Annotated in this window: 21 protein-coding genes; 15 read left to right on the forward strand and 6 right to left on the reverse strand. The window is 42.7% G+C overall.

Annotated elements, in window-relative coordinates; translation table 11 throughout:
* Positions 1 to 310 precede the first annotated feature (310 nt).
* The 7 genes from ACU0NF_RS05550 to ACU0NF_RS05580 all read left to right on the forward strand — a co-directional run bounded on the left by ACU0NF_RS05550 (position 311) and on the right by ACU0NF_RS05580 (position 10,219).
* On the forward strand, positions 311 to 670 hold the full coding sequence (locus ACU0NF_RS05550; RefSeq protein ID WP_445660408.1) for a DUF4124 domain-containing protein: 360 nt from the start codon (positions 311 to 313) through the stop codon (positions 668 to 670).
* Between the two features lie 147 nt (positions 671 to 817).
* The gene (gene leuS / locus ACU0NF_RS05555) at positions 818 to 3,439 is read left to right on the forward strand and encodes a leucine--tRNA ligase (protein ID WP_445660409.1); all 2,622 of its coding nucleotides are present in this window, start codon (positions 818 to 820) and stop codon (positions 3,437 to 3,439) included.
* A gap of 192 nt (positions 3,440 to 3,631) precedes the next feature.
* Positions 3,632 to 4,168, forward strand: a complete 537-nt coding sequence (locus tag ACU0NF_RS05560; RefSeq protein ID WP_445660410.1) for an LPS-assembly lipoprotein LptE — start codon at positions 3,632 to 3,634, stop codon at positions 4,166 to 4,168.
* A 16-nt stretch (positions 4,169 to 4,184) separates the two neighbouring features.
* Positions 4,185 to 5,174: a DNA polymerase III subunit delta gene (gene holA / locus ACU0NF_RS05565; protein WP_445660411.1), complete on the forward strand. Its 990-nt coding sequence runs from the start codon at positions 4,185 to 4,187 to the stop codon at positions 5,172 to 5,174.
* A gap of 310 nt (positions 5,175 to 5,484) precedes the next feature.
* On the forward strand, positions 5,485 to 6,822 hold the full coding sequence (locus tag ACU0NF_RS05570) for a MacA family efflux pump subunit (RefSeq protein ID WP_445660412.1): 1,338 nt from the start codon (positions 5,485 to 5,487) through the stop codon (positions 6,820 to 6,822).
* Positions 6,823 to 6,824: 2 nt separating this feature from the next.
* Entirely contained in the window at positions 6,825 to 8,804 is a 1,980-nt protein-coding gene (locus ACU0NF_RS05575) for a MacB family efflux pump subunit (protein ID WP_445660413.1), read from the forward strand.
* A gap of 11 nt (positions 8,805 to 8,815) precedes the next feature.
* Entirely contained in the window at positions 8,816 to 10,219 is a 1,404-nt protein-coding gene (locus ACU0NF_RS05580; protein WP_445660414.1) for an efflux transporter outer membrane subunit, read from the forward strand.
* Between the two features lie 65 nt (positions 10,220 to 10,284).
* Here ACU0NF_RS05580 and ACU0NF_RS05585 read toward each other — a convergent pair whose 3' ends face one another.
* A complete protein-coding gene (locus tag ACU0NF_RS05585) occupies positions 10,285 to 10,806 on the reverse strand; it encodes a CHAP domain-containing protein (RefSeq protein WP_131315990.1) in 522 nt (173 codons plus the stop codon).
* A 526-nt stretch (positions 10,807 to 11,332) separates the two neighbouring features.
* Between ACU0NF_RS05585 and thyA the strand changes: the two genes are divergently transcribed.
* The 5 genes from thyA (at position 11,333) to msrA (ending at position 15,172) form a co-directional block, all read left to right on the forward strand.
* Positions 11,333 to 12,175, forward strand: a complete 843-nt coding sequence (gene thyA, locus ACU0NF_RS05590) for a thymidylate synthase (protein ID WP_445660415.1) — start codon at positions 11,333 to 11,335, stop codon at positions 12,173 to 12,175.
* 185 nt (positions 12,176 to 12,360) lie between these two features.
* Positions 12,361 to 12,873: a dihydrofolate reductase gene (locus tag ACU0NF_RS05595; RefSeq protein WP_370982770.1), complete on the forward strand. Its 513-nt coding sequence runs from the start codon at positions 12,361 to 12,363 to the stop codon at positions 12,871 to 12,873.
* Positions 12,874 to 12,901: 28 nt separating this feature from the next.
* A complete protein-coding gene (locus tag ACU0NF_RS05600) occupies positions 12,902 to 13,963 on the forward strand; it encodes an Lnb N-terminal periplasmic domain-containing protein (RefSeq protein ID WP_445660416.1) in 1,062 nt (353 codons plus the stop codon).
* A 102-nt stretch (positions 13,964 to 14,065) separates the two neighbouring features.
* Positions 14,066 to 14,527 carry an META domain-containing protein gene (locus ACU0NF_RS05605; protein ID WP_445660417.1) on the forward strand — a complete coding sequence of 154 codons (462 nt, stop codon included), beginning with the start codon at positions 14,066 to 14,068 and terminating at the stop codon, positions 14,525 to 14,527.
* A 120-nt stretch (positions 14,528 to 14,647) separates the two neighbouring features.
* Positions 14,648 to 15,172, forward strand: a complete 525-nt coding sequence (gene msrA, locus ACU0NF_RS05610) for a peptide-methionine (S)-S-oxide reductase MsrA (RefSeq protein ID WP_445660418.1) — start codon at positions 14,648 to 14,650, stop codon at positions 15,170 to 15,172.
* Between the two features lie 67 nt (positions 15,173 to 15,239).
* On the opposite strand, the gene ACU0NF_RS05615 is transcribed toward msrA, so the two are convergent.
* The 5 genes from ACU0NF_RS05615 to ACU0NF_RS05635 all read right to left on the reverse strand — a co-directional run bounded on the left by ACU0NF_RS05615 (position 15,240) and on the right by ACU0NF_RS05635 (position 18,939).
* Entirely contained in the window at positions 15,240 to 15,644 is a 405-nt protein-coding gene (locus ACU0NF_RS05615) for an ExbD/TolR family protein (protein WP_445660419.1), read from the reverse strand.
* Positions 15,644 to 16,267, reverse strand: coding sequence for a MotA/TolQ/ExbB proton channel family protein (locus tag ACU0NF_RS05620; RefSeq protein WP_445660420.1), 624 nt, complete (start codon positions 16,265 to 16,267; stop codon positions 15,644 to 15,646). The genes ACU0NF_RS05615 and ACU0NF_RS05620 overlap by 1 nt, the downstream gene beginning before the upstream one ends.
* 20 nt (positions 16,268 to 16,287) lie before the next feature.
* Positions 16,288 to 17,082 carry a TonB family protein gene (locus ACU0NF_RS05625; RefSeq protein ID WP_445660421.1) on the reverse strand — a complete coding sequence of 265 codons (795 nt, stop codon included), beginning with the start codon at positions 17,080 to 17,082 and terminating at the stop codon, positions 16,288 to 16,290.
* A gap of 210 nt (positions 17,083 to 17,292) precedes the next feature.
* Positions 17,293 to 18,159 (reverse strand): formyltetrahydrofolate deformylase, encoded by an 867-nt coding sequence (gene purU / locus ACU0NF_RS05630; RefSeq protein WP_131385798.1) that lies wholly within the window; start codon positions 18,157 to 18,159, stop codon positions 17,293 to 17,295.
* Between the two features lie 78 nt (positions 18,160 to 18,237).
* Positions 18,238 to 18,939 carry a TetR/AcrR family transcriptional regulator gene (locus tag ACU0NF_RS05635; protein WP_131216260.1) on the reverse strand — a complete coding sequence of 234 codons (702 nt, stop codon included), beginning with the start codon at positions 18,937 to 18,939 and terminating at the stop codon, positions 18,238 to 18,240.
* 115 nt (positions 18,940 to 19,054) lie between these two features.
* On the opposite strand from ACU0NF_RS05635, the gene ACU0NF_RS05640 reads away from it, so the two are divergent.
* The 3 genes from ACU0NF_RS05640 to rpmG all read left to right on the forward strand — a co-directional run bounded on the left by ACU0NF_RS05640 (position 19,055) and on the right by rpmG (position 21,070).
* Positions 19,055 to 20,503, forward strand: a complete 1,449-nt coding sequence (locus tag ACU0NF_RS05640; protein WP_131385800.1) for a coniferyl aldehyde dehydrogenase — start codon at positions 19,055 to 19,057, stop codon at positions 20,501 to 20,503.
* A 162-nt stretch (positions 20,504 to 20,665) separates the two neighbouring features.
* Complete coding sequence (gene rpmB / locus ACU0NF_RS05645; RefSeq protein ID WP_010325866.1) at positions 20,666 to 20,902, forward strand: 50S ribosomal protein L28; 237 nt, start codon at positions 20,666 to 20,668, stop codon at positions 20,900 to 20,902.
* Positions 20,903 to 20,914: 12 nt separating this feature from the next.
* On the forward strand, positions 20,915 to 21,070 hold the full coding sequence (gene rpmG, locus ACU0NF_RS05650; RefSeq protein ID WP_001205031.1) for a 50S ribosomal protein L33: 156 nt from the start codon (positions 20,915 to 20,917) through the stop codon (positions 21,068 to 21,070).
* Positions 21,071 to 21,138 lie beyond the last annotated feature (68 nt).

Consider the following 21,138-nt stretch of genomic DNA (forward strand, 5'->3'; position numbering starts at 1 on the left):
ACTTTGCAAATTTATTCTTTCTCAATAAGAGTTTTAAATAGCCCTGTCAGTTATTAAATATTTCATCTTTATTTTCATTACAATCCCATTACTCATATGATCATAAATCAATCAAAAAAAACAGAACAGCTTGGTATTAAAAATTAACGCCACAATGAAGCATTTTTTTGCAGAATTCAGCGATCAACATCATTCGTCAGCTTATCTTTTTTTTCTGCAAATAAGCGAAAATCATATAAAATATGAAACCTAGAATGTAAATATCTTCCATATATTACAACCGACTGATTCTTATAGGGACTTGTTCATTATGTCATCATCTTTGCTTAAAACTGGATTCATGGCTGCATGCGTTACCTTCAGTCTAAGTTCCACCACCGGCTTTGCTAAAGAATATTACAAATGGGTCGATGCAAAAGGTTCTACGCATTACACCACCACTCCACCACCAAAATCGGCCAAGAAAAAAGGTAAAGTGGATACCTATGGTGCCCCTCGCACTTCAGCGCCTCACCAATCAACTCCTGAAAACATCAAGAATATAGAGCAGCCGACTCAAAACACCACCATCGTGTCTGGTGAAAAAGTCATTGTTTTACCGACGCCAACTGCATCGCCTAGGATTCAGGCACAACCGGATTCTGAGACTTCGGCACCTGCCGCACAATGACCGAGTTGGCGCTATAAATTCAACTGCTGATATTTATCCAAAAACTTCGATATTTTCTTATTTATACATCGCCGCAAAATTCACTTTTAGGTGCATTTTGCGCTATGCTGTGCAACAAACTTTTAACCGTTGTTCTTAATTACGTTTATGACTACTCACATTGACCCTGAATATCAAGCCAGTGCGATTGAACCTTCTGTCCAACAAGACTGGGAAACTCGCAAAGCCTTTAAAGTTGCCGACACTGTAGAAGGTAAACATCGCTATATCTTATCGATGTTCCCTTACCCAAGTGGCAAGCTGCATATGGGTCATGTGCGTAACTACACCATTGGTGACGTGATCAGCCGTTTCCACCGCCTAAAAGGTGAAACTGTGCTGCAACCAATGGGTTGGGATGCGTTCGGTCTTCCTGCAGAAAATGCAGCGATTGCCCATCAGGTTGCTCCGGCAAAATGGACCTTTGAAAATATCGCCTACATGCGTGATCAATTGAAAAAACTCGGTCTTTCAGTGGACTGGGATCGTGAATTTGCAACCTGCACACCAGAGTATTACCACTGGGAACAATGGCTATTTGTACAGCTGTATAAGAAAGGCTTGATTTATCGCAAACTTTCAACAGTGAACTGGGATCCTGTAGACCAAACTGTTCTTGCCAATGAACAGGTTGAAAATGGTCGCGGTTGGCGTTCAGGTGCATTGGTAGAAAAACGTGATATTCCAATGTATTACTTCCGCATTACCGACTATGCGCAAGAATTATTAGACGATCTAGATTCACTCAAAGATGGCTGGCCACAACAAGTGTTGACCATGCAGCGTAACTGGATTGGTCGCTCACAAGGCATGGAAATCACTTTCCCTTCAGCAAACCCTGAAATTTATGCCGATGATTTAACTGTTTATACCACGCGTGGCGACACCTTGATGGGTGTGACTTATGTTGCGGTTGCTGCTGAACATCCAATGGCGCTGAAAGCTGCTGAAACCAATCCTGAATTGGCGGCATTTATTGAAGAATGCCGTATGGGTTCTGTTGCAGAAGCTGATCTTGCGACTGCTGAAAAGAAAGGCATGGCAACAGGTCTTTCAGTTAAGCATCCTGTGACTGGTGAAGCAGTTCCGGTGTGGATCGCCAATTACGTATTGATGTCTTATGGTTCAGGTGCGGTGATGGCTGTTCCTGCACATGACGAACGCGATTTCGAATTTGCCAACAAATATGGCCTAACCATCAAGCAAGTGATTGATGCGAAAGGCGCAGATGATGCTGGATTCTCTGCTACCACATGGCAAGAATGGTACGGTTCGAAAGAAGGTAAACTGGTCAATTCTGGCGAATTTGATGGTCTGGATTTCCAAGCTGCTTTTGATGCGTTCATTGCTAAATTAGAACCGCAGAAACTTGCCAATACCAAAGTTCAGTTCCGTTTACGTGACTGGGGTGTTTCTCGTCAGCGTTATTGGGGTTGTCCAATTCCAATGATCAACTGTGAAACATGTGGTCAGGTGCCTGTACCTGAAGAACAGCTTCCAGTGATTTTACCGACTGACGTGGTTCCGGATGGTTCAGGTAACCCGCTTAACAAAATGCCAGAATTCTATGAGACTAAATGTCCTTGCTGTGGCGCTGACGCACGTCGTGAAACAGATACCCTGGATACCTTTGTAGAGTCTTCTTGGTATTACGTACGTTATGCATCGCCTGATTTCACTGGCGGTATGGTGAAACCTGAAGCTGCGCAATCTTGGCTTCCAGTGAATCAATACATTGGGGGTGTTGAACACGCGATTCTGCATTTGTTATATGCACGTTTCTTCCACAAATTAATGCGTGATGAAGGCGTGGTACAAGGCAATGAACCATTCACCAACTTGCTCACTCAAGGCATGGTTTTGGCGGATACCTTCTACCGTGAAGCAGAGTCAGGCAAAAAAACCTGGTTTAACCCTGCGGATATCGAGCTAGAAAAAGACGAAAAAGGTCGTGTGCTTTCTGCAAAATATAAAGGTGATGGCCAAGAAGTCGTAGTTGGTGGTCAGGAAAAAATGTCGAAATCGAAAAATAATGGTATCGACCCGCAAGCGATTATTGACCAATACGGCGCAGATACTGCACGTGTATTCATGATGTTTGCAGCTCCTCCTGATCAATCTCTAGAATGGTCTGATGCAGGTGTTGAAGGTGCGAACCGCTTCCTGAAACGTGTCTGGCGTTTGGCGACAGGGTTCTTAGAAAAAGGCAACCCTGCAGCGAATATTGATACTGCTAGCCTGTCTAAAGATGCGCAAGATTTACGTCGTAAAACACATGAAACCATTCAGAAAGTGGGTGATGACTTAGAACGTCGTCATGCATTCAATACCGCCATTGCGGCACAAATGGAATTATTGAATAGCATCAACAAATTTGAAGCGAAATCTGACAATGATGTTGCAGTTGAACGTGATGCCATTATTACCTTACTAACAATGCTTGCTCCATTTGCACCGCATTTAAGTCAAACCTTATTGACTGAATTTGGTATTGAGTTAACTGAAGCACTGTTCCCTGTTGTGGATGAGTCTGCTTTGACACGTAATACGCAAACTATCGTGGTTCAAGTAAACGGTAAGCTTCGCGGTAAGTTGGAAGTTTCAGTTGATACGTCTAAAGAAGACATTTTGGCTCAGGCAAAAGCATTACCAGAAGTTCAACAATTCTTGACTGGCCCAACCAAGAAAGAAATTGTTGTTCCGAATAAATTGGTTAACTTGGTGGTTTAAATCCTTATAACTCCTTCTCCCCGAGCCATATATGGCATAAAAGAAGGAATGTGAAAGGAAAAATCCCTCCAACCTCCCTTTAAGAAAGGGAGGCTTAAAAAACACAAAGCCCGTTGTCAATCAACGGGCTTTGACTTTACAATCAACTCAGGAATTCATTTACCCATCTTTGGGATAAACAGAGGAATAAGCATGCATTTGGTTCAACGTGTTGCAGCGATTGTATTAACTTTGGGCCTAAGTGCCAGCTTAGTCGGTTGTGGTTTTCACTTAAAAGGAACCAACCCAACGACAGCTCCTGTTGCGTACTCGAAAATGAGTTTAGCGCTTCCAGATAACACAGAAGAATTACACGAAAAACTTGCAATCTACCTGGGTGCGACCGGTATTCAACTGAGCAATAATCCAGATGCTTATGTATTACATGTTCTTGAGTACACACCTCAACGTCATGAACTTAACGGTAAACTGGTTGAAACCTTGCTTCGCTTAACCGTAACTTTCCGCATTGAAGATGCGCAAGGCAATCCTGTGACTGAACCACGCACCCTGACCGCTTCGCGTAGCTATCAATATGACGTCGCGACCGTAAACACCGATGACCAGGAACAGAAGTATCTTAATCAAGTGATTGTTGATGACATTGCACAGCAAATTGTGCGTCAGATTTCATCCAATCGTTTACCGAAAGTCGCAGCCAAACCAGCAGCATCAACCACTCAACCTTAAAGATAGAAATTAAGCTATGAAACTTGACTATCCACAAGCACTGAAACGTGTTGATGAAGCTCGCGGTGCCTGGATTATGTATGGTCAAGAGCCATTGCTTGAACAAAATTTACTCGATGCTTTTCGGAAAAGTTGGCAAAAACAAGAAATTGAACGTCAGCGTCATGACATTAATAATGTGAGTGACTGGAAAAATGTTTTTAATGCGTTAAATAGCTTATCGCTTTTTTCCAGTCAACTTGCCATTGAAGTGCATGGCAACATCAAGCCTGATGCAAATGGCATCAAGCAACTGAAAAGCTATATTCAGCACAATGAGCAAAACCTGTTGCTTGTAGTCATGCCCAAGCAGGACAGCAGCAGCTTAAAATCCAGTTTCTTCCAGGTGGTGGACGCCAATGGTGTTACTGTGCCATTGACTGCCAATTACCCACAAGACCGGCAACGGATTTTAGGAATTGAGGCAGAAAAACTGGGGATTAAACTGGCCAATGATGCCTGGGCTTGGCTGGAACAGCATCATGAGCATAACCTGCTGGCGGCAAAAAACAGTCTGATGCGTGTCAGCGATACCTTTTGCGATGTCGATGTGATTCAGATTGATCATTTGTATTCATGTCTACAAGACCAGTCGCGCTACACCACTTATGATTTAACAGATACCTTACTTGCGGGAAATCTGGCTCAGGCAATTAAAATTTTTCAATATCTGATTGCTTCAGGTGAGCCGATGAGTCTGATCTTATGGAGCATCAGCAAAGAAATGCGCTTGCTGATGCAACTGTTTGAACAGCCACAAAATGCCCTGCAACTCGGCATTTGGAAAAATAAAGTCAGTCAATATCAGCAAGCTTTAAGACGACTCAATCCCAATAACTTTCTGACTTGGCCTTCGCTGCTGTTACGTATTGATGCGTCCATTAAAGGCTTGGGAAAAGAAAATCCTGAGCACTTGGTCATGCAGGCCATTGCCGGCATGTGTGGTCGAAGTTTATTTCCCAGCTAAGCTTGGTAACTCATCTGTTTTCGCGGATGCAGACCATTTTCCTCCAGACTGAATATTTTATTTTTATAATTTGAGTGATCTGCTTCTAAGTTTCATTTCAATATTACCCTTTCTCTTTTTATATATTTTTCATCTTAATTAAAAATCTCAAGAAAAGTGCTCAAGAACAAAGTACACCTAAAACCTATTGAATAAAAAAGATTTTTTTTGTAAAAAATAGTTATCATTTCTATTGGATGCAAAAATATTCACGTTTTATCCTCATTTAACTTTTATACTCTGTTCAATTTTCTCAATTTGCACGCTCACTATGCCAAAAATAAAACCGTCCAAAATAGTTGTCGCTGTGGTCTGCATTCTTGCTATTGCGGTCACAGCCTGGTTTTTCCTAAAGCCAAAAGAGCAAGCGCCTCAATACATTACCAGCGAAGTTAGCCGCGGCGATATTGAAGACTCTGTGCTTGCAACCGGTGTACTTGAAGCCACCAAAATGGTCAGCGTCGGTGCACAGGTTTCCGGCCAGGTCAAAAAAATGTATGTGAAACTGGGCGACCAAGTCAAACAAGGTCAACTAATTGCACGAATTGATTCGATTCGTCAGGAAAATGACCTTAAAACGGCTGAAGCGAGCATTAAAAATCAACAAGCACAACTGGCAGTCAAGCAAGCCAACTTAGCCAAAGTTCAAGCTGAATATCAACGTCAACAAGCGATGTATGCACAAGATGCAACTTCACGTGCCGAATTGGAATCCGCACTGGCAAGCTTTAAAACAGCACAAGCGGATATCCTGGCGATTAATGCACAAATTGAACAATCTCGCTTAACACTGGCAACCGCCAAAGAAGATTTGGGCTATACACAGATTGTTGCACCAATGGACGGCACCATTGTGGCGATTGTGACTGAGGAAGGCCAAACCGTAAACGCTAATCAAAGTGCACCGACCATTGTTAAATTGGCGAAACTCGACAACATGACCATTAAGGCTGAAATCTCTGAAGCCGACGTGATGAAAGTTGAAGAAGGTCAAACCGTTTATTTCACCACTTTGGGCAATAGCGACAAAAAACACTATGCAAAACTACGCCAGGTAGAACCTGCACCGAATTCAATTAATACAGAAACCAACAACTCATCGACTTCATCTTCAAGTACTGCAGTGTATTACAACGCTTTATTTGATGTACCGAATGAAGATGGCAAGTTACGTATTGATATGACAGCACAAGTTTATATCGTACTGAATGAAGCAAAAAATGCCTTAACTGTGCCTGCAGCGGCCTTACAAGGCTCAAACCGCCCGCAAGGCAAACGTGGCGAGCGTAATGCAAACAGAGCCAAAGAACAAAAGCCAGCCGATATCGATCAAGCTAAAACTGAACGTCCAAAACGCTTAGAGCTGTCTGCTGAAGAAAAATCGCTGATTGAACAAGGCAAAGCCTCTATGTCGATGGTTCGTGTAGTTCAAGCCGATGGCACTGCAAAACCACAACCTGTGTTGATCGGTTTAAATAACCGTGTCACTGCTCAAGTGATTAAAGGCTTGAAACAAGGTGACAAAGTGGTGATTGCAGATGCGTCTGATACGTCAAATGATTCTGCAAAACGTAGCAATAGCCGTGGTGCTGGTCCAATGAGAATGTAATGATGAGTCAAGATCAACAACCTTTGCTCAAGGTCACAGATCTGACTCGTGAATTCCCCGCTGGGGAAAACACCATTCAGATTCTGAAGGGCATTAATTTAGAGATTTACCCTGGAGAACTGGTGGCGATTGTTGGCCAATCAGGTTCAGGTAAATCAACCCTCATGAACATCCTCGGTTGTTTAGATCAACCGACTGCTGGTAGCTATCAGGTTAAAGGACGCGAAACCCGGAAACTTGAAGCAGATGAACTGGCGCAACTGCGCCGTGAATATTTCGGTTTTATTTTCCAGCGCTATCATTTACTGGGTGATTTAACTGCTGCAGGCAACGTCGAAGTTCCAGCGATTTATGCAGGAGTTGATGCATCTGCACGTCAGGAACGTTCAACCCAACTGCTCACGGACTTAGGTCTAGCTGAAAAAACCCAAAACCGCCCTAGCCAGCTTTCTGGTGGTCAGCAACAACGTGTGTCGATTGCACGTGCCCTGATGAACGGTGGCGATGTGATTCTGGCCGATGAGCCGACCGGTGCATTGGATAAAAACAGTGGTATTGAAGTGATGCGTATTTTACGTGAACTGAATGCCAAAGGTCACACCATTATTTTAGTCACGCACGATCATAATGTAGCGAAAAATGCCTCGCGCATTATTGAAATTAGTGACGGGAATATTATTTCGGATCGGGCCAATGTGCCTGAAACGGATGGTGAAGTGCTGGAAAAACGGCAACTCGACCGTACCCCACAGAAGAAAACCCCGTCTTGGCGCTCTGCTGCCGACCGACTGGGTGAAGCATTCCGTATGGCCATCCTAGCCATGAATGCACACCGCATGCGGACCTTCCTGACCATGCTCGGGATCATTATTGGTATTGCATCGGTAGTTTCGGTGGTTGCGCTCGGCAATGGTTCACAAAAGCAGATTCTGGAAAATATCAGCAGTCTTGGTACCAACACCATTACTGTGTCCCAAGGTCGTGGCTTTGGTGACAATTCCAAAACGGCTCAAGTCAAAACCCTGGTTCCCGCCGATGCTGAAGCTTTGGCCGAACAGCCGTATGTCGATGGAGTGACGCCTTCGGTTACCAGTAGCGTAACTGCACGCTTTAAAGATACTGAAGCGTCTACCACGGTCAATGGCGTGAGTGAAGACTTCTTCTATGTTAAAGGCATGACCTTCGAATCGGGGCAGCCTTTTGATAAAGAAGGTGTGAATGAACGTGTCCAAGATGTGGTCATTGATAACAATACCAAGAACACCTTCTTTAGTGATGGTACCAATCCTGTCGGTCAGGTCATTCTTTTAGGCAGCTTGCCAAGCCGTATTATTGGTGTGATTGAAGCGCAAAAATCGATGATGGGTAACTCGGATAGTCTGAATGTTTACCTGCCCTACTCGACCGTCATGAGTCGTATGTTGGGTCAATCCAATGTGCGTAACATCATTGTCCGTGTCAAAGATGAATATCCGAGTGCTGCCGCTGAAAACGCGATTCTGAACTTGCTGGTTCAGCGCCATGGGGCACAAGATGTCTTTACTCAAAACTCGGACAGTATTCGTGAAACCATTCAGCAAACTACACAAACCATGACCTTGCTGGTTTCTGCCATTGCGGTAATTTCACTGATTGTTGGTGGTATTGGGGTGATGAACATCATGCTGGTTTCGGTGACTGAACGGACTCAGGAAATTGGGGTACGTATGGCCGTGGGTGCACGTCAAAGTGACATCTTGCAGCAATTCCTGATTGAAGCGGTACTGGTATGTATTTTAGGCGGTGTCTTAGGGGTACTTCTATCTTTAGGCATTGGACAGCTAATTGGCCATTTTGCTGGCGGTACTTTCCAGATGGCCTATTCAACCACCTCAATTATTGCAGCCTTTGTCTGTTCCAGCATGATCGGGATTATCTTCGGCTTTATCCCTGCCCGTAATGCAGCACAGCTCAATCCTGTTGATGCACTTTCTCGCGAATAAGGATACTTAGAATGCAAATGAATTTTACCAAACTTGCCACTGCCCTTATTTTAACTGGATCGCTGGTCGGTTGTGCTGCGGTGGTGAAAACGCCGTATGAGCAACCTGCCGTGAATATTCCTAACGACTTCCAGAACAGCAAAGCCATAAGTCAGCAAGTACATGCCGATGTCTATGCAGACCAATGGTGGACCTTGTTTGGCGATGCGCAGCTAAATCAATTGGTCAGTCAAGTTTTAGCCAGCAATACCGATTTGGCAGTTGCCGGTATTAACTTGCAGCAAGCACGTTTACAGGCCGGTTTAGCTGCAAACCAGCAAGGCCCACGGGTCAGCTCAAGCGTATCGGCTGGGCATAGCATTGACTTAAATTCAGGCGATGATTCCTCACGCGGCTTATCCTTAAGTGGTGGCGTGAGTTATGAACTGGATTTATTCGGAAAACTGGCGCGCCAAACTGAAGCATCTCGTTGGGAAGCTTTAGCGACTGAACAGGACTTGCAAGCCACTGCACAAAGCTTGGTAGCGACGACTGCAAATTTATATTGGCAGTTGGGTTATCTGAATGAGCGTTTGACAGTTGCACAGCAAAACCTCACCAGTACGCAAAAGATTTATGAACTGGTACGCACACAGTACCGTGCCGGAGCAGTTTCTGGTCTGGACTTAACTTCAGCTGAACAGTCGGTGCAAAGCCAAAGAGCGACTTTAAGTCAGATTGAACAGCAGAAGGTTGAAACGCGCACAGCACTGGCTGTGTTAATGCATCAGCCGGTACAGCAACTGAATATTCAGGAACCTGCTCGTTTGCCACGCATTGCCTTGCCGACCATTGCAGCAGGCTTGCCGGCAGACTTACTGTCACGTCGTCCAGATTTACAGGCTTCAGAATTACGTTTACGTAAGGCTTTGGCCAACAAAGATGCCACTAAAGCCGGTTACTATCCTTCGATTAACTTGACCGGAAATTTGGGTTCTTCCAGCACCTCGTTAACCAATCTGTTGCAGAACCCAGCTTTAACTTTGGGGGCGAGTCTGAGCTTACCGTTCCTGCAATATAACGATATGAAGAAAGATTTGGCAATCAGTGATCTGGATTATGAAAAATCGATTATTCAGTACCGTCAAACCTTGTATCAGGCTTTTGCCGATGTGGAAAATGCGCTATCGGCCCGTACCGAATTAAACAAGCAGGTGGCTTTGCAAGAACGTAATGTACAACTTGCCGAGAAAACTGAGCGTTTAACTGAAGTGCGTTACCGCAATGGTGCAATTGCACTTAAAAACCTGTTAGATGCACAAGAAACCACGCGTAATGCGCGTCTGTCTTTAATTCAGACCAAGCAAAGCCAATACAATGCTTATGTGACCCTGATGCAGTCTTTGGGTGGTAGCCCAATCAAACAACTACCTTAATCTGAACAATAAAAAAAAGCCTCTACGGAGGCTTTTTTATTTAGCTTATTTGGATTTATAAAAATTTAGAAACTTGGGCGATAATATTTATAGGTCAGGCCTTTTTCATTATAAACGTCATAACTTTTTTGCTTAAAGTCAGACACCCATTGCTGGCCATTAAATCCTGCAATATGTCCATACACATGTTTGCCGGTGCGATCAATAATATAAATATCACCTTCTTTAGGTGAATCGAATTTAGGGTTAATTTGTCGATAACCAATTTTCGTCAAAGTATTGCCCCAGTCTGCCGCAGCAACAGGATGACTTTGAAACCGTGCACCTGCTGACTCCAAGGCAAGCCGGATACTTTTGGCACACTTTTGTGAACTACGATATGAGCTAATACCCTGCAAGAAATTGGTGAATTTATTAATATCAATTCGCTGTCCATTGCTTGCAATAATATTCTTTTTTTGGCTGGTTTGAACAGACTTGGACTCTGTATTTTTTTTAGAATTTTTACCAGATTTGGAACGAATTACGATGTTGGTCTGAACGGGAGCATACATCTCATTCATGTTTACATTATAATCATAAGCCATTCTTTACCACTACTCCCAACCCTTAAACTACGGGCCTTTCACTCATTTCGACGGCGAAGATAGTACCCCGGAATATGTGATTTTTCATGTAATAAATGTAATTAAATATAAACATGCACCTAGAAATTGAGTTAAATGATTATTTTTTGTTAACTTTTATAAATACAGAGAGTAGATACATTTAATTGCTGCTCAATAGATAAACGCAAAGCTGCAATTCTCTGTTCCAACCTTCATCATGACTGAGTCATCTTGAACCTGAGAAATTGAAATCGAGCAAATTTCTCATACTCTGCAATTCGTTCTCAATAAACTTCCTTCAATTTAAGCTCACCCATATATTTTGAATATTGAATAGCAACCGACATATAGAATTTTTTATATTTTTAATTTCCTCAGATTTGAGGAGATACAGTTTTATGTAAAAAAAGGCTAATATGTAGAGTTAGCCAACAGATTCTAAAATTAGAGTTAGCAAACAGATTCTAATGAGAGAAGACATGAACCAGATTCTAATGAGAGAGACATGCGTCAGTATTTAGACCTTTTACAACATATCCTCGACAACGGTGGCGACAAAGGCGACCGTACCGGTACAGGGACGCGTTCAGTGTTCGGTCACCAAATGCGCTTTGATCTTTCCAAAGGTTTCCCTTTACTCACCACCAAAAAAGTTCATTTCCGCTCGATCGTGATTGAACTGTTATGGTTTCTAAAAGGTGATACCAACGTCAAATATCTGCAAGATAATAAAGTTTCAATTTGGGATGAATGGTCAACTGCAGAACAGACTGCACGTTTTGGTCGTCCTGAAGGCGAATTGGGTCCAGTCTATGGTCATCAATGGCGTAACTTTGGTGCAACCAAAAAAGAAAATGGCTTATATGAGCAGGATGGTTTTGACCAGATTCAATGGCTGATCAATGAAATTAAAATCAATCCCAATTCACGCCGTTTAATCGTGTCAGGCTGGAACCCAAATGAAGCGGGAAATGTTGCCCTTCCACCTTGCCACACCCTGTTTCAGTTCTTTGTACAGAATGGCAAACTATCTTGCCAATTGTATCAACGCAGTGCAGACGTGTTCCTGGGCGTTCCATTTAACATTGCCAGCTATGCCCTACTCACCCATATGATTGCGCAAGTCTGTGGTTTAGGTGTAGGTGACTTTGTCTGGACAGGTGGCGATACCCATTTATATGTCAATCATTTTGAACAGGCAAAATTGCAACTCAGCCGTGAACCGTTGCCGCTTTGCCAATTAAAATTGAATCCTGAAATTAAAGACATCTTCGAGTTTAAATTTGAAGATATCGAAATTGTCGGTTATGAATTCCATCCAGGAATCAAAGCTCCTGTTGCGGTTTAATTTTCCTTTTTAGAGTTCCTCTCTCAAGAGGAAAGGGTTAGGGAGAGGTAAATCAATACCCTCATCCTAACTTCTCCCCACGGGAAAAGGAATTAGAAATCAAACCTATAAAATCCCTCGTCCCTCCTTTAATAAAGCGGGAAATTGTAGAAAGGATTTTGGGATTATTCACAAGGATTAAATAAATGACCTTCCAAAATTTAGAAATTGTCCATGTTGTGGCCATGGATCAGCAACGCTGCATTGGCAAAAATAATGACTTGCCTTGGCACATTTCTGCTGACCTCAAGCACTTTAAAGAAATTACCCAAGGGGGTGTCGTGGTCATGGGCCGCAAGACTTTAGAGTCTATGGGACGCACCTTGCCGAAACGTGTCAATTGGGTGATTACCCGTGACACAAATTGGTCATTTGAAGGGACGAAAGTGGCCCACTCTATTGAAGATGCCTTGACCCAAGCCGTTGCCGATGTCAAAGCTTCAGAAAAACCAGATGCGATCTTTGTGATTGGCGGCGGAGAAATCTTTAAGCAGACCATGAATATTGCCGACCGTTTGGAATTGACCCATGTCGAGCTTGATGTTCAAGGCGATGCCTATTATCCGGAAATTCCGGCTGAATTTAAAAAGGTCGCGTCTGAACAACATATTGACGACAAAACTGGGATTGCTTTCGAGTTCGCAACTTACCGAAAATAAAGGCAATAATTATTTATAACAGTCAAATATGCATAATATTGGGAAAAGGGAATTTTTCGCTGCGCTGGGCATGGCTTTACTGCATTCTGTGTTCAGCCTTTTCGTTATTTTGTCCTCGATTTGGCTGTGTCTTGCCTTATGGTTTCAGGAACCTTTTGGCTGGTTAGTCACACGCCTGCTCATCGGTATCTGGATTGTCTTTGCTTTAAGCATTCTCGGCATTTACATCACCCAACATTTCTTTAACCGCCACACCGATGTACTGATTTATATGCTGGGTTTTCTGCTCGGCTTATTTTGGTATTTTGGTCTGGAAGCCAGGCAAGATCGCGACTGGAATCCGGAAGTGGCCCAGGTATTGTCTTACGAACAAGATGGCGACAAGATCAGATTACACAATGTGCGTAATTTTAACTGGCATGCAGATGGCAGTTATGATGAACGTTGGGAAACGCGTGATTTTGATTTAAACCAAATTACCGGTGTGAATATTATTACCTCCTACTGGATGGGACCACAGATTGCCCATACCTTGGTCAGCTTTGACTTTGCCAACAGTAAACCCCTGACTTTCTCGATTGAAATTCGCAAAGAAAAAAATGAAGAATTTTCAACTTATGGCGGTTTTTTTAGAAAATATGAACTCAGCCTGATCGCAGCAGATGAGAAGGATCTGATTTATACCCGCAGCAATGTGCGTGGTGAACATGTCTATTTTTTTCCGGTCAATATGTCGAAAACCGAAAGACGCGCCTTGTTTAAAGAATATCTGGGTAAAGCCAATGAATTCAGGCATCAGCCAAAATGGTATAACAGCCTGACCAGTAACTGCACCACGCTGGTATTTGATATGGTGCAAGCAATATCTAAAAGACATTTACCCACCGATTACCGCCTGCTGGCTTCAGGGTATTTACCCAATTATCTGTATGACCTGAATGCCATTTCACACGATTTAACCATACAACAGTGGTATGACGTTGCCTATATAAACCCGCGTGTCAGTGAATTAAACAATATCAGCAGTACTGAATATTCAACCCTGATTCGTCAAGGCATACCTAAACCAATACTGCAAAAATCTCCATAATTTAAAATTTAAAAATATATAAAACATAGATTTAACTCTAGTGAATTGACTGTTTTTTTGTTTATATACAACCTAGGTTAAATCAAGAATGAGAATTCCAATATGTTAAAAAAATTATTTGCTGTTGGCATAATGGGTGCAGCTGTTGCTTTTAGCGGTTGTGAAACGATACCTAACGCATCTGCTACGATTGAAACTGCAAATTTAGTTCAGTTGCAAAACCGTACCTGGATTGCAACACAGATTGGTAATACTGAAATAAAAACCGCCCCAACTGCGCATAATATTCCAAGCTTACAGTTTGATGCTGCAACCAAACGCGTCAGTGGTGCCGATGGCTGTAACCGTATTATGGGAAGCTATGAAGCTGGACGAGATACTTTGGTTCTTGGCCAAATGGCAGGCACCAAGATGGCCTGTCTAGATGGCAATAATGTATCGCAACAATTTAATGAAGCACTGACCAAAGTGGCAAATTATCAAGTCTTTGGTAAAACACTCAAGCTGCTTGATCGTCATGGCAACCTCCTGATCCAATTCAGCAGTCCGGTTCAACCACGTTAAAGCGTGCAGATAAAGAGCCTGAAACCTCAGGCTTTTGTATTTAAAATGCATAAATAAATACATTGTAGCTTCATAAAAAGCCCCTATATTAAAAACAATAGATAAATACAGGATAAAACCATGCAACAGGCATTATTTGGTGGTGGATGTTTTTGGTGTGTTGAAGCCATATTTTTACAGCTGAAAGGCGTAGAAAAAGTGGTCAGTGGTTATGCCGGCGGTCACACCGACAATCCAAGTTATGATGATATTTGTCGTGGTGATACCAACCACGCAGAAGTCATTTTGATTGATTATGATGAAACGCAAATTAGCTTTACCCAGCTTTTGGATGTGTTTTTTACCACCCATGATCCAACCACATTAAACCGTCAAGGTAACGACATCGGCACTCAATATCGTTCTGTGATTTATTATTTGAATGATCAGCAACAACAGCAGGCAGAGCAAGCCATTGAGCATTTGAAGGCAGAAGGCCTGAATATTGTGACTGAGCTCAGCCCTGCACCCAAGTTCTACCCTGCAGAAGAATATCATCAAAATTTCTTTGCCCGAAATCCATCTCAAGGCTACTGTAATTTTTCTATTCCACCGAAACTGATGAAATTACGCAGCAAGTTTCAGGACTTGCTTAAAGCTGAATAAAAATAATTTTCAGCGAATTTCAGACATAAAAAAGCGACCGTCTCGGTCGCTTTTTTTATATTTTTGATTAGTTATCACTGGCAAAAGCAATGTCGCTGAGCCCGGCTTCGCTCGCACGTGACATCACTTGTGCAACAGTGTCATAACGTGATTCTTTATCGGCTTTCAGAACAATGGTCGGCTGACGCTGTTCCTGACCCGCTTGTTTGAATTTTGTCTGTAGCTCATCAAGAGTGAGCACATCGCCATTCCAGGCAACATCTCCATCCGCATTAATACTGATGGTCACACTTTCAGGTGGCAAATCAATAATATCTGCCGTGGTTTTTGGTAAGGTTAATGGAATTGATGGGTTAGCAACGGTTGCTGTCACCAAAAAGATGATCATCAATACCAACATAATATCGATCAGCGGAATGAGATTCATCTCATTCATGCCTACATCGTTGTCTTCGCCCAATTGAAAGCCCATTAAGCTTGACCTCCAACCAAATTATTCGATGTTGCTTTAGCTTCGGCTGCTTGAGCCGAGCTGTCTTGTTGCAACATGGTATCAATCAACAAACTGTGCGCCTGGTCTTGTAGCTCATGCGCCAAACCACGATTAACACGGGTACAAATGTTATAAGCCAGTACCGCAGGAATAGCCACCGCCAAACCTAAACCGGTCATAATCAAGGCTTCCCCCACAGGAGTTGCCACTTGTGCCAAACCGGCTTGACCGCTCTTGCCTACTGCAACCAAGGCATGGAAAATACCCCAAACTGTACCGAACAAACCCACAAACGGTGCAAGTGAAGCAATCGTACCTAAAACTGCAACACCTTTTTCAGCATTGGCTTTTTCAGCAGAAATTTGACGCAATAGAGCTTGTTCTGCCACTGCTTTGCGTTGCTCGAAATTTAAAGGTGAAAATTTTGCCTTTAACTTGCTTAAAGCTTGAGAAAGTTGAGCATAAGCTTGTTGCTTCAGTTGGCGAGTCCCCATTAAACGTAAAACGAAGATGGTCCATGTCGTAATCGACATTGCCAATAACACGAAATACAGTGTCTTACTCACTGCATCGGCGTGTTGCCAATAAACTGAAAAGTTCATACTCGAACTCCTAAAAAATGTTAGCCGTGTGGATTCAATGTCAATTCAAATGGTTGGTCAGCACTAATTGGATAAGCCACGCCATTTTCTTTGTACGGTTTGAATTTGGAACTACGCACTGAGCGTAAAATCTTGTCATCTAAAGCAGGCACACCACTCGAACGCGAAATACGCGCTGAGGTAATCACCCCTTTTTCATTCGCTTCAATATGTATCACCACAGTACGGGTTTGGCCTTCTAAATCGCTATTGTTATAAGAAGGTTTTGGCGAACGACTCCATTGCACGCCCGAGCCACCAATCGATACACTTTTTGGAGATGGCGGAGCAGCGGGTGCCGGTGGAGTAACAGGTGCTGGTGGCGCAACCGGCGCAGGTCTCGCGACCGGTACAGGTTTAACCACTCTAGTTTCAGAAATCGTTGTCGTGACAGTGGGTTTAGGTGGTGCTTCAACCGGCTTCACCACTGGTTTTGGTGCTTCTACTTTTTTAACTTGTTGAACCTTCTCTACCTTTTTCGGAGGTGGTGGAAGTTGTTTTTCTACAATTTTAACTTCTTTCACTTCCTTAGGCTTGGGCTTTTCTTTTTTCGGTTCAGCTTTCGGCTTCGGTGGTAAAGGCTTTGGCGGTTCTTGAATTTTAACAAAACGAACTTTTAAAGGCTCTTTTTCAACGGGTTTGAGTTCAGGAGTCTTCATTTGTCCCACCGCCCACAACACGCCCATGTGACCGACCACAACGGCGATCAGCGCTGTGATAATTTTCTTTTTCATCGGGTTGGGAGTTTGCATATTTAGAGCGGGAGATTGACTCATTAAAATCGGTTACCTAATTAAAGCGATTGTAGATCAATACAGATTTAAGCAATCAAGCTCATCGGTTAGTACATTTAAAGCACCGTAATAATAAATGAGAAGTGTTTTCATTTGCAACTATTAATTCAGGAGTTTTGATGAGTTTTTTGAATCAAAAACGAAAAAGGCATGCCTAAAGCACGCCTTTTGAATGGATCATTCTAACAATTATTATTGAAAAACAACTGTCTTGTTGCCATCCACAATAATACGATCTTCAAGATGCCATTTCACTGCACGCGCCAGCACATTTCGTTCGACGTCTTGTCCAAGTTCACGCAACTGATCGACGGTAAAATCATGATTTACCCGTTCTACATCTTGCTCGATAATCGGCCCCTGATCCAGATCAGCAGTCACATAATGCGCGGTTGCACCAATCAGCTTCACCCCTTTTTCATACGCTTGCTTATAAGGGTTTGCACCCACAAAGGCAGGCAGGAATGAATGGTGAATATTAATCACTTTCATGGTCCATTTAGACACAAATTCTTCGCTTAGAATTTGCATATAACGTGCAAGAATCAGTAAATCATTCCCTTGCATGATTTCATCAATTTTTGCGTAGGCTTCTGCCTTGTTGTCTTTATTGACCGGAACCACAACAAAAGGAATACCGAAGTTTTCAACTGATTCGCGCAAATCTTCATGGTTAGACACCACGGTTGTGATTTCGCATGGCAAACCACCACGTGCATGACGCCACAACAACTCAAGCAAGGCATGATCGACTTTAGAAACCAAAATGCCAACTTTTTTGATGTCGCTAACAAGGGCCAAACGCCAATGCATGTTATAGCGCTCTGCCACATTGCTCGCAAAAGTTTGGGTCAAACTTTCTTTACGGCTTTGCAAGTTATCCAGTTCAAACTCAACACGCATGAAATAACGCCCGCCCTGAGCTTCAGTCGCGTATTGATCAAGTGCGGTAATATTTGCTCCCTGATGATACAAAAAGCTCGATACAGCTTGCACGATTCCTGGTTTATCCTCGCAAGTAATCAGTAAACGTGCTGTGTTAGCAGTGGTCATATTCATGTTGGTTTATATCACTAATCAGTTAAATTGAAAAACAAGCCGAGCATTCTAACGCTTTTTTAAGGCTTTCTAAATAGGCTATGTCGCATCATGATTTTTACTTGAAGATAGACTCTCAAATAGTTCTGAAGGCCCCAAGGTTTCAAGCAAATGTTCATAAGTTTGACGGCTTTCACCACGCAAATACGCCCCTTCCAGGAACACCATTTGTCGCAATGCCTGCCAGACCCACTTCTCTTCTAAAGTATTTGAGTCGGTAATATGACCCGACATATATAAGAAGTTGGTCCAGTTGGTCAAAACAATCCACAAGTTGATAATCAGGGCCTCAATTTCCGAGTCCGTCATTTGCATCAACCCGGCATTGACAAAGGCTTTATAAATTTTCTGCCCCTGCTGCATCACCTGACCGGCAAAACGCGGATACATTTTGCGAAAATCATCATTATTTTCAACCAAATGATAAACATCACGATGCAAAAAGCGATAAGCCCAAAGCTGACTGCTCAGTACCTGAAAATAACGAATCTTATCATTGGCATCGAGCAGGCGATCATCTGGCAATGCAAGCATTTCCAAAGTTTCTTTTTGATATTGCTCCATCAATTCCTTGATAATTTCGTTTTTATTACGAAAGTGGTAATACAAATTACCCGGGCTCATACTCAGTTCAGCTGCAATATGATTCGTTGTAACTGAACGTTCACCGCGCTCATTAAATAACTGTAAGCTGAGCTGTAAAATACGTTCTTTGGTTTTCACCGTTTTGGAGTGAGACATCCTAAAGTAACCATTCATTCAATAGGTTAGCTAGCTAACACATAAAGTAACTTGACTATTTAGAGCTTTTACTCTAAAAATTAAATTAATCGCTTTTATTTAAGGGTAGCAGGTCATGAATAGTCCTATAAAAACAACTTCAATGACACCACATTCTTTCGATATTCCGCACTTACATACTGTGCTGGAACAGCAAAAACATGCCTATCAACGCCACCCTTTACCAAGCGCAAAGGAACGTATTGATCGTTTAGCACGTTTAAAGCGTATCTTAGTTAAATATCAAGATCAATTTGCCGAAGCAATTAATCAAGACTATGGTAACCGTTCTATTGGCGAAACCAAAATTGGTGAACTGCTCACCTGTCTTGAACAGATTAAATATTATAGCAAGCATTTGACCCAATGGATGAAACCTTCGAAACGCCATGTCGGAATTATTCATCAACCGGCAAAAGCCTGGGTTCAATACCAGCCGTTAGGTGTGGTCGGAATTATTGCCCCTTGGAACTATCCTTTATTATTGTCGGTAGGTCCACTGATTTGTGCAATTGCTGCCGGCAACAATGCCATGATCAAAATTTCCAGTGCATCGAGCAATTTTGGTCGTGCGCTTGAAAAAGCCTTGGGTGAAGCCTTTTCGACCGAACTAGTTGCGGTGATTAATGGCGGCGGTCCTGTTTCTGATGCGTTTAGCCATTTAGCTTTTGATAAAATTATTTTCACTGGTTCTACCGAAATTGGTAAAACTGTGATGGCAGCGGCCTCAGAAAACCTGGTGCCTGTCATCTTAGAATTGGGCGGAAAGTCCCCTGTTCTGGTGCATCCATCCATTGACTTAAAAGATGTGGCGCAGCGGCTTGCTGCAGGTAAGCTATGGAATGCAGGTCAGACCTGCGTGGCACCGGACTATATGTTCCTGCCTAAAGGAAAAACAGCTGAATTCATCGAGCACTTTAGGGCATGTGTGGAAGATATGTATGCAGATATTGCATACAATCAGGATTACACCTCGATTATTAATGACAAACAGTACAATCGTCTGCAAGGTTATTTGGAAGATGCCCGTAATCAGGGTGCCAAAATGATCGAAATCAATCCTAAACATGAAGACTTAACTGCAGTTCGAAAAATTGCGCCAACTTTATTGACCGGCGTAACCACTGAAATGCGGATTATGAAAGAAGAAATCTTCGGCCCGATCCTGCCAATCATGGAATATGATCAAATTGACGATGTTATTGACTTTATTAATAGCCGTCCGCGTCCACTTGCTTTATACTATTTCGACTTTGATCAGGCGCGTGCCGACTATGTCGCACAGCATACGCATTCAGGGCATTTCGGGCAAAACACGGTATTGACCCATGTTGCACAAGACGATTTACCATTTGGTGGCGTAGGTGCTTCAGGCATGGGCAAGTATCATGGTCCAGAAGGTTTCTTCAGTTTGTCTCATGAACGGTCGGTGATGTCGAATCCTAAGCTGTATAGCTTAAAATTCATTCTCCCACCATTTAACAAGCCGATTCATAAATTGATTTCGAAGACCCTTCTTCGCTAACTGATCAAGGCATGAGCTATTGCACGTGTTCATGCCGGGTTTTTATTAAATTCGCTTGTCTTTTAAGCGTATTTTTGATATAAAACGCCCCTTGAATGATTTCATCCGTTTACTTTTAATGACTAGCCGCACAATCGGTGCTGTCTAGCAATGGAGTTCACCATGTCTAAGGTTTGCCAAGTTACCGGCAAGCGTCCAGTCGTTGGCAACAACGTCTCGCACGCCAATAACAAAACCAAACGCCGGTTCGAGCCGAACCTGCATCACCACCGTTTCTGGTTAGAAAGCGAAAAACGTTTTGTACGTCTTCGTTTAACCACTAAAGGTATGCGTATTATCGACAAATTGGGTATCGAGAAGGTTGTTACTGACCTACGTGCTCAAGGTCAAAAGATCTAAGGAGTTCGAACCATGCGTGATAAAATTCGTCTAGTTTCTTCAGCTGGTACTGGTTATTTCTATACCACCACTAAGAACAAACGTACTATGCCGGAAAAAATGGAAATCAAAAAATTTGATCCAAAAATCCGTCAACACGTGATTTTCAAAGAAGCTAAAATTAAATAATTTTAGCTTCTTCAAAAAAGCGACCTTCTGGGTCGTTTTTTTTTGCATTTTTTTTATCCGGCTTGATA

The sequence above is a fragment of the Acinetobacter sp. F16 genome, from assembly GCF_052712855.1.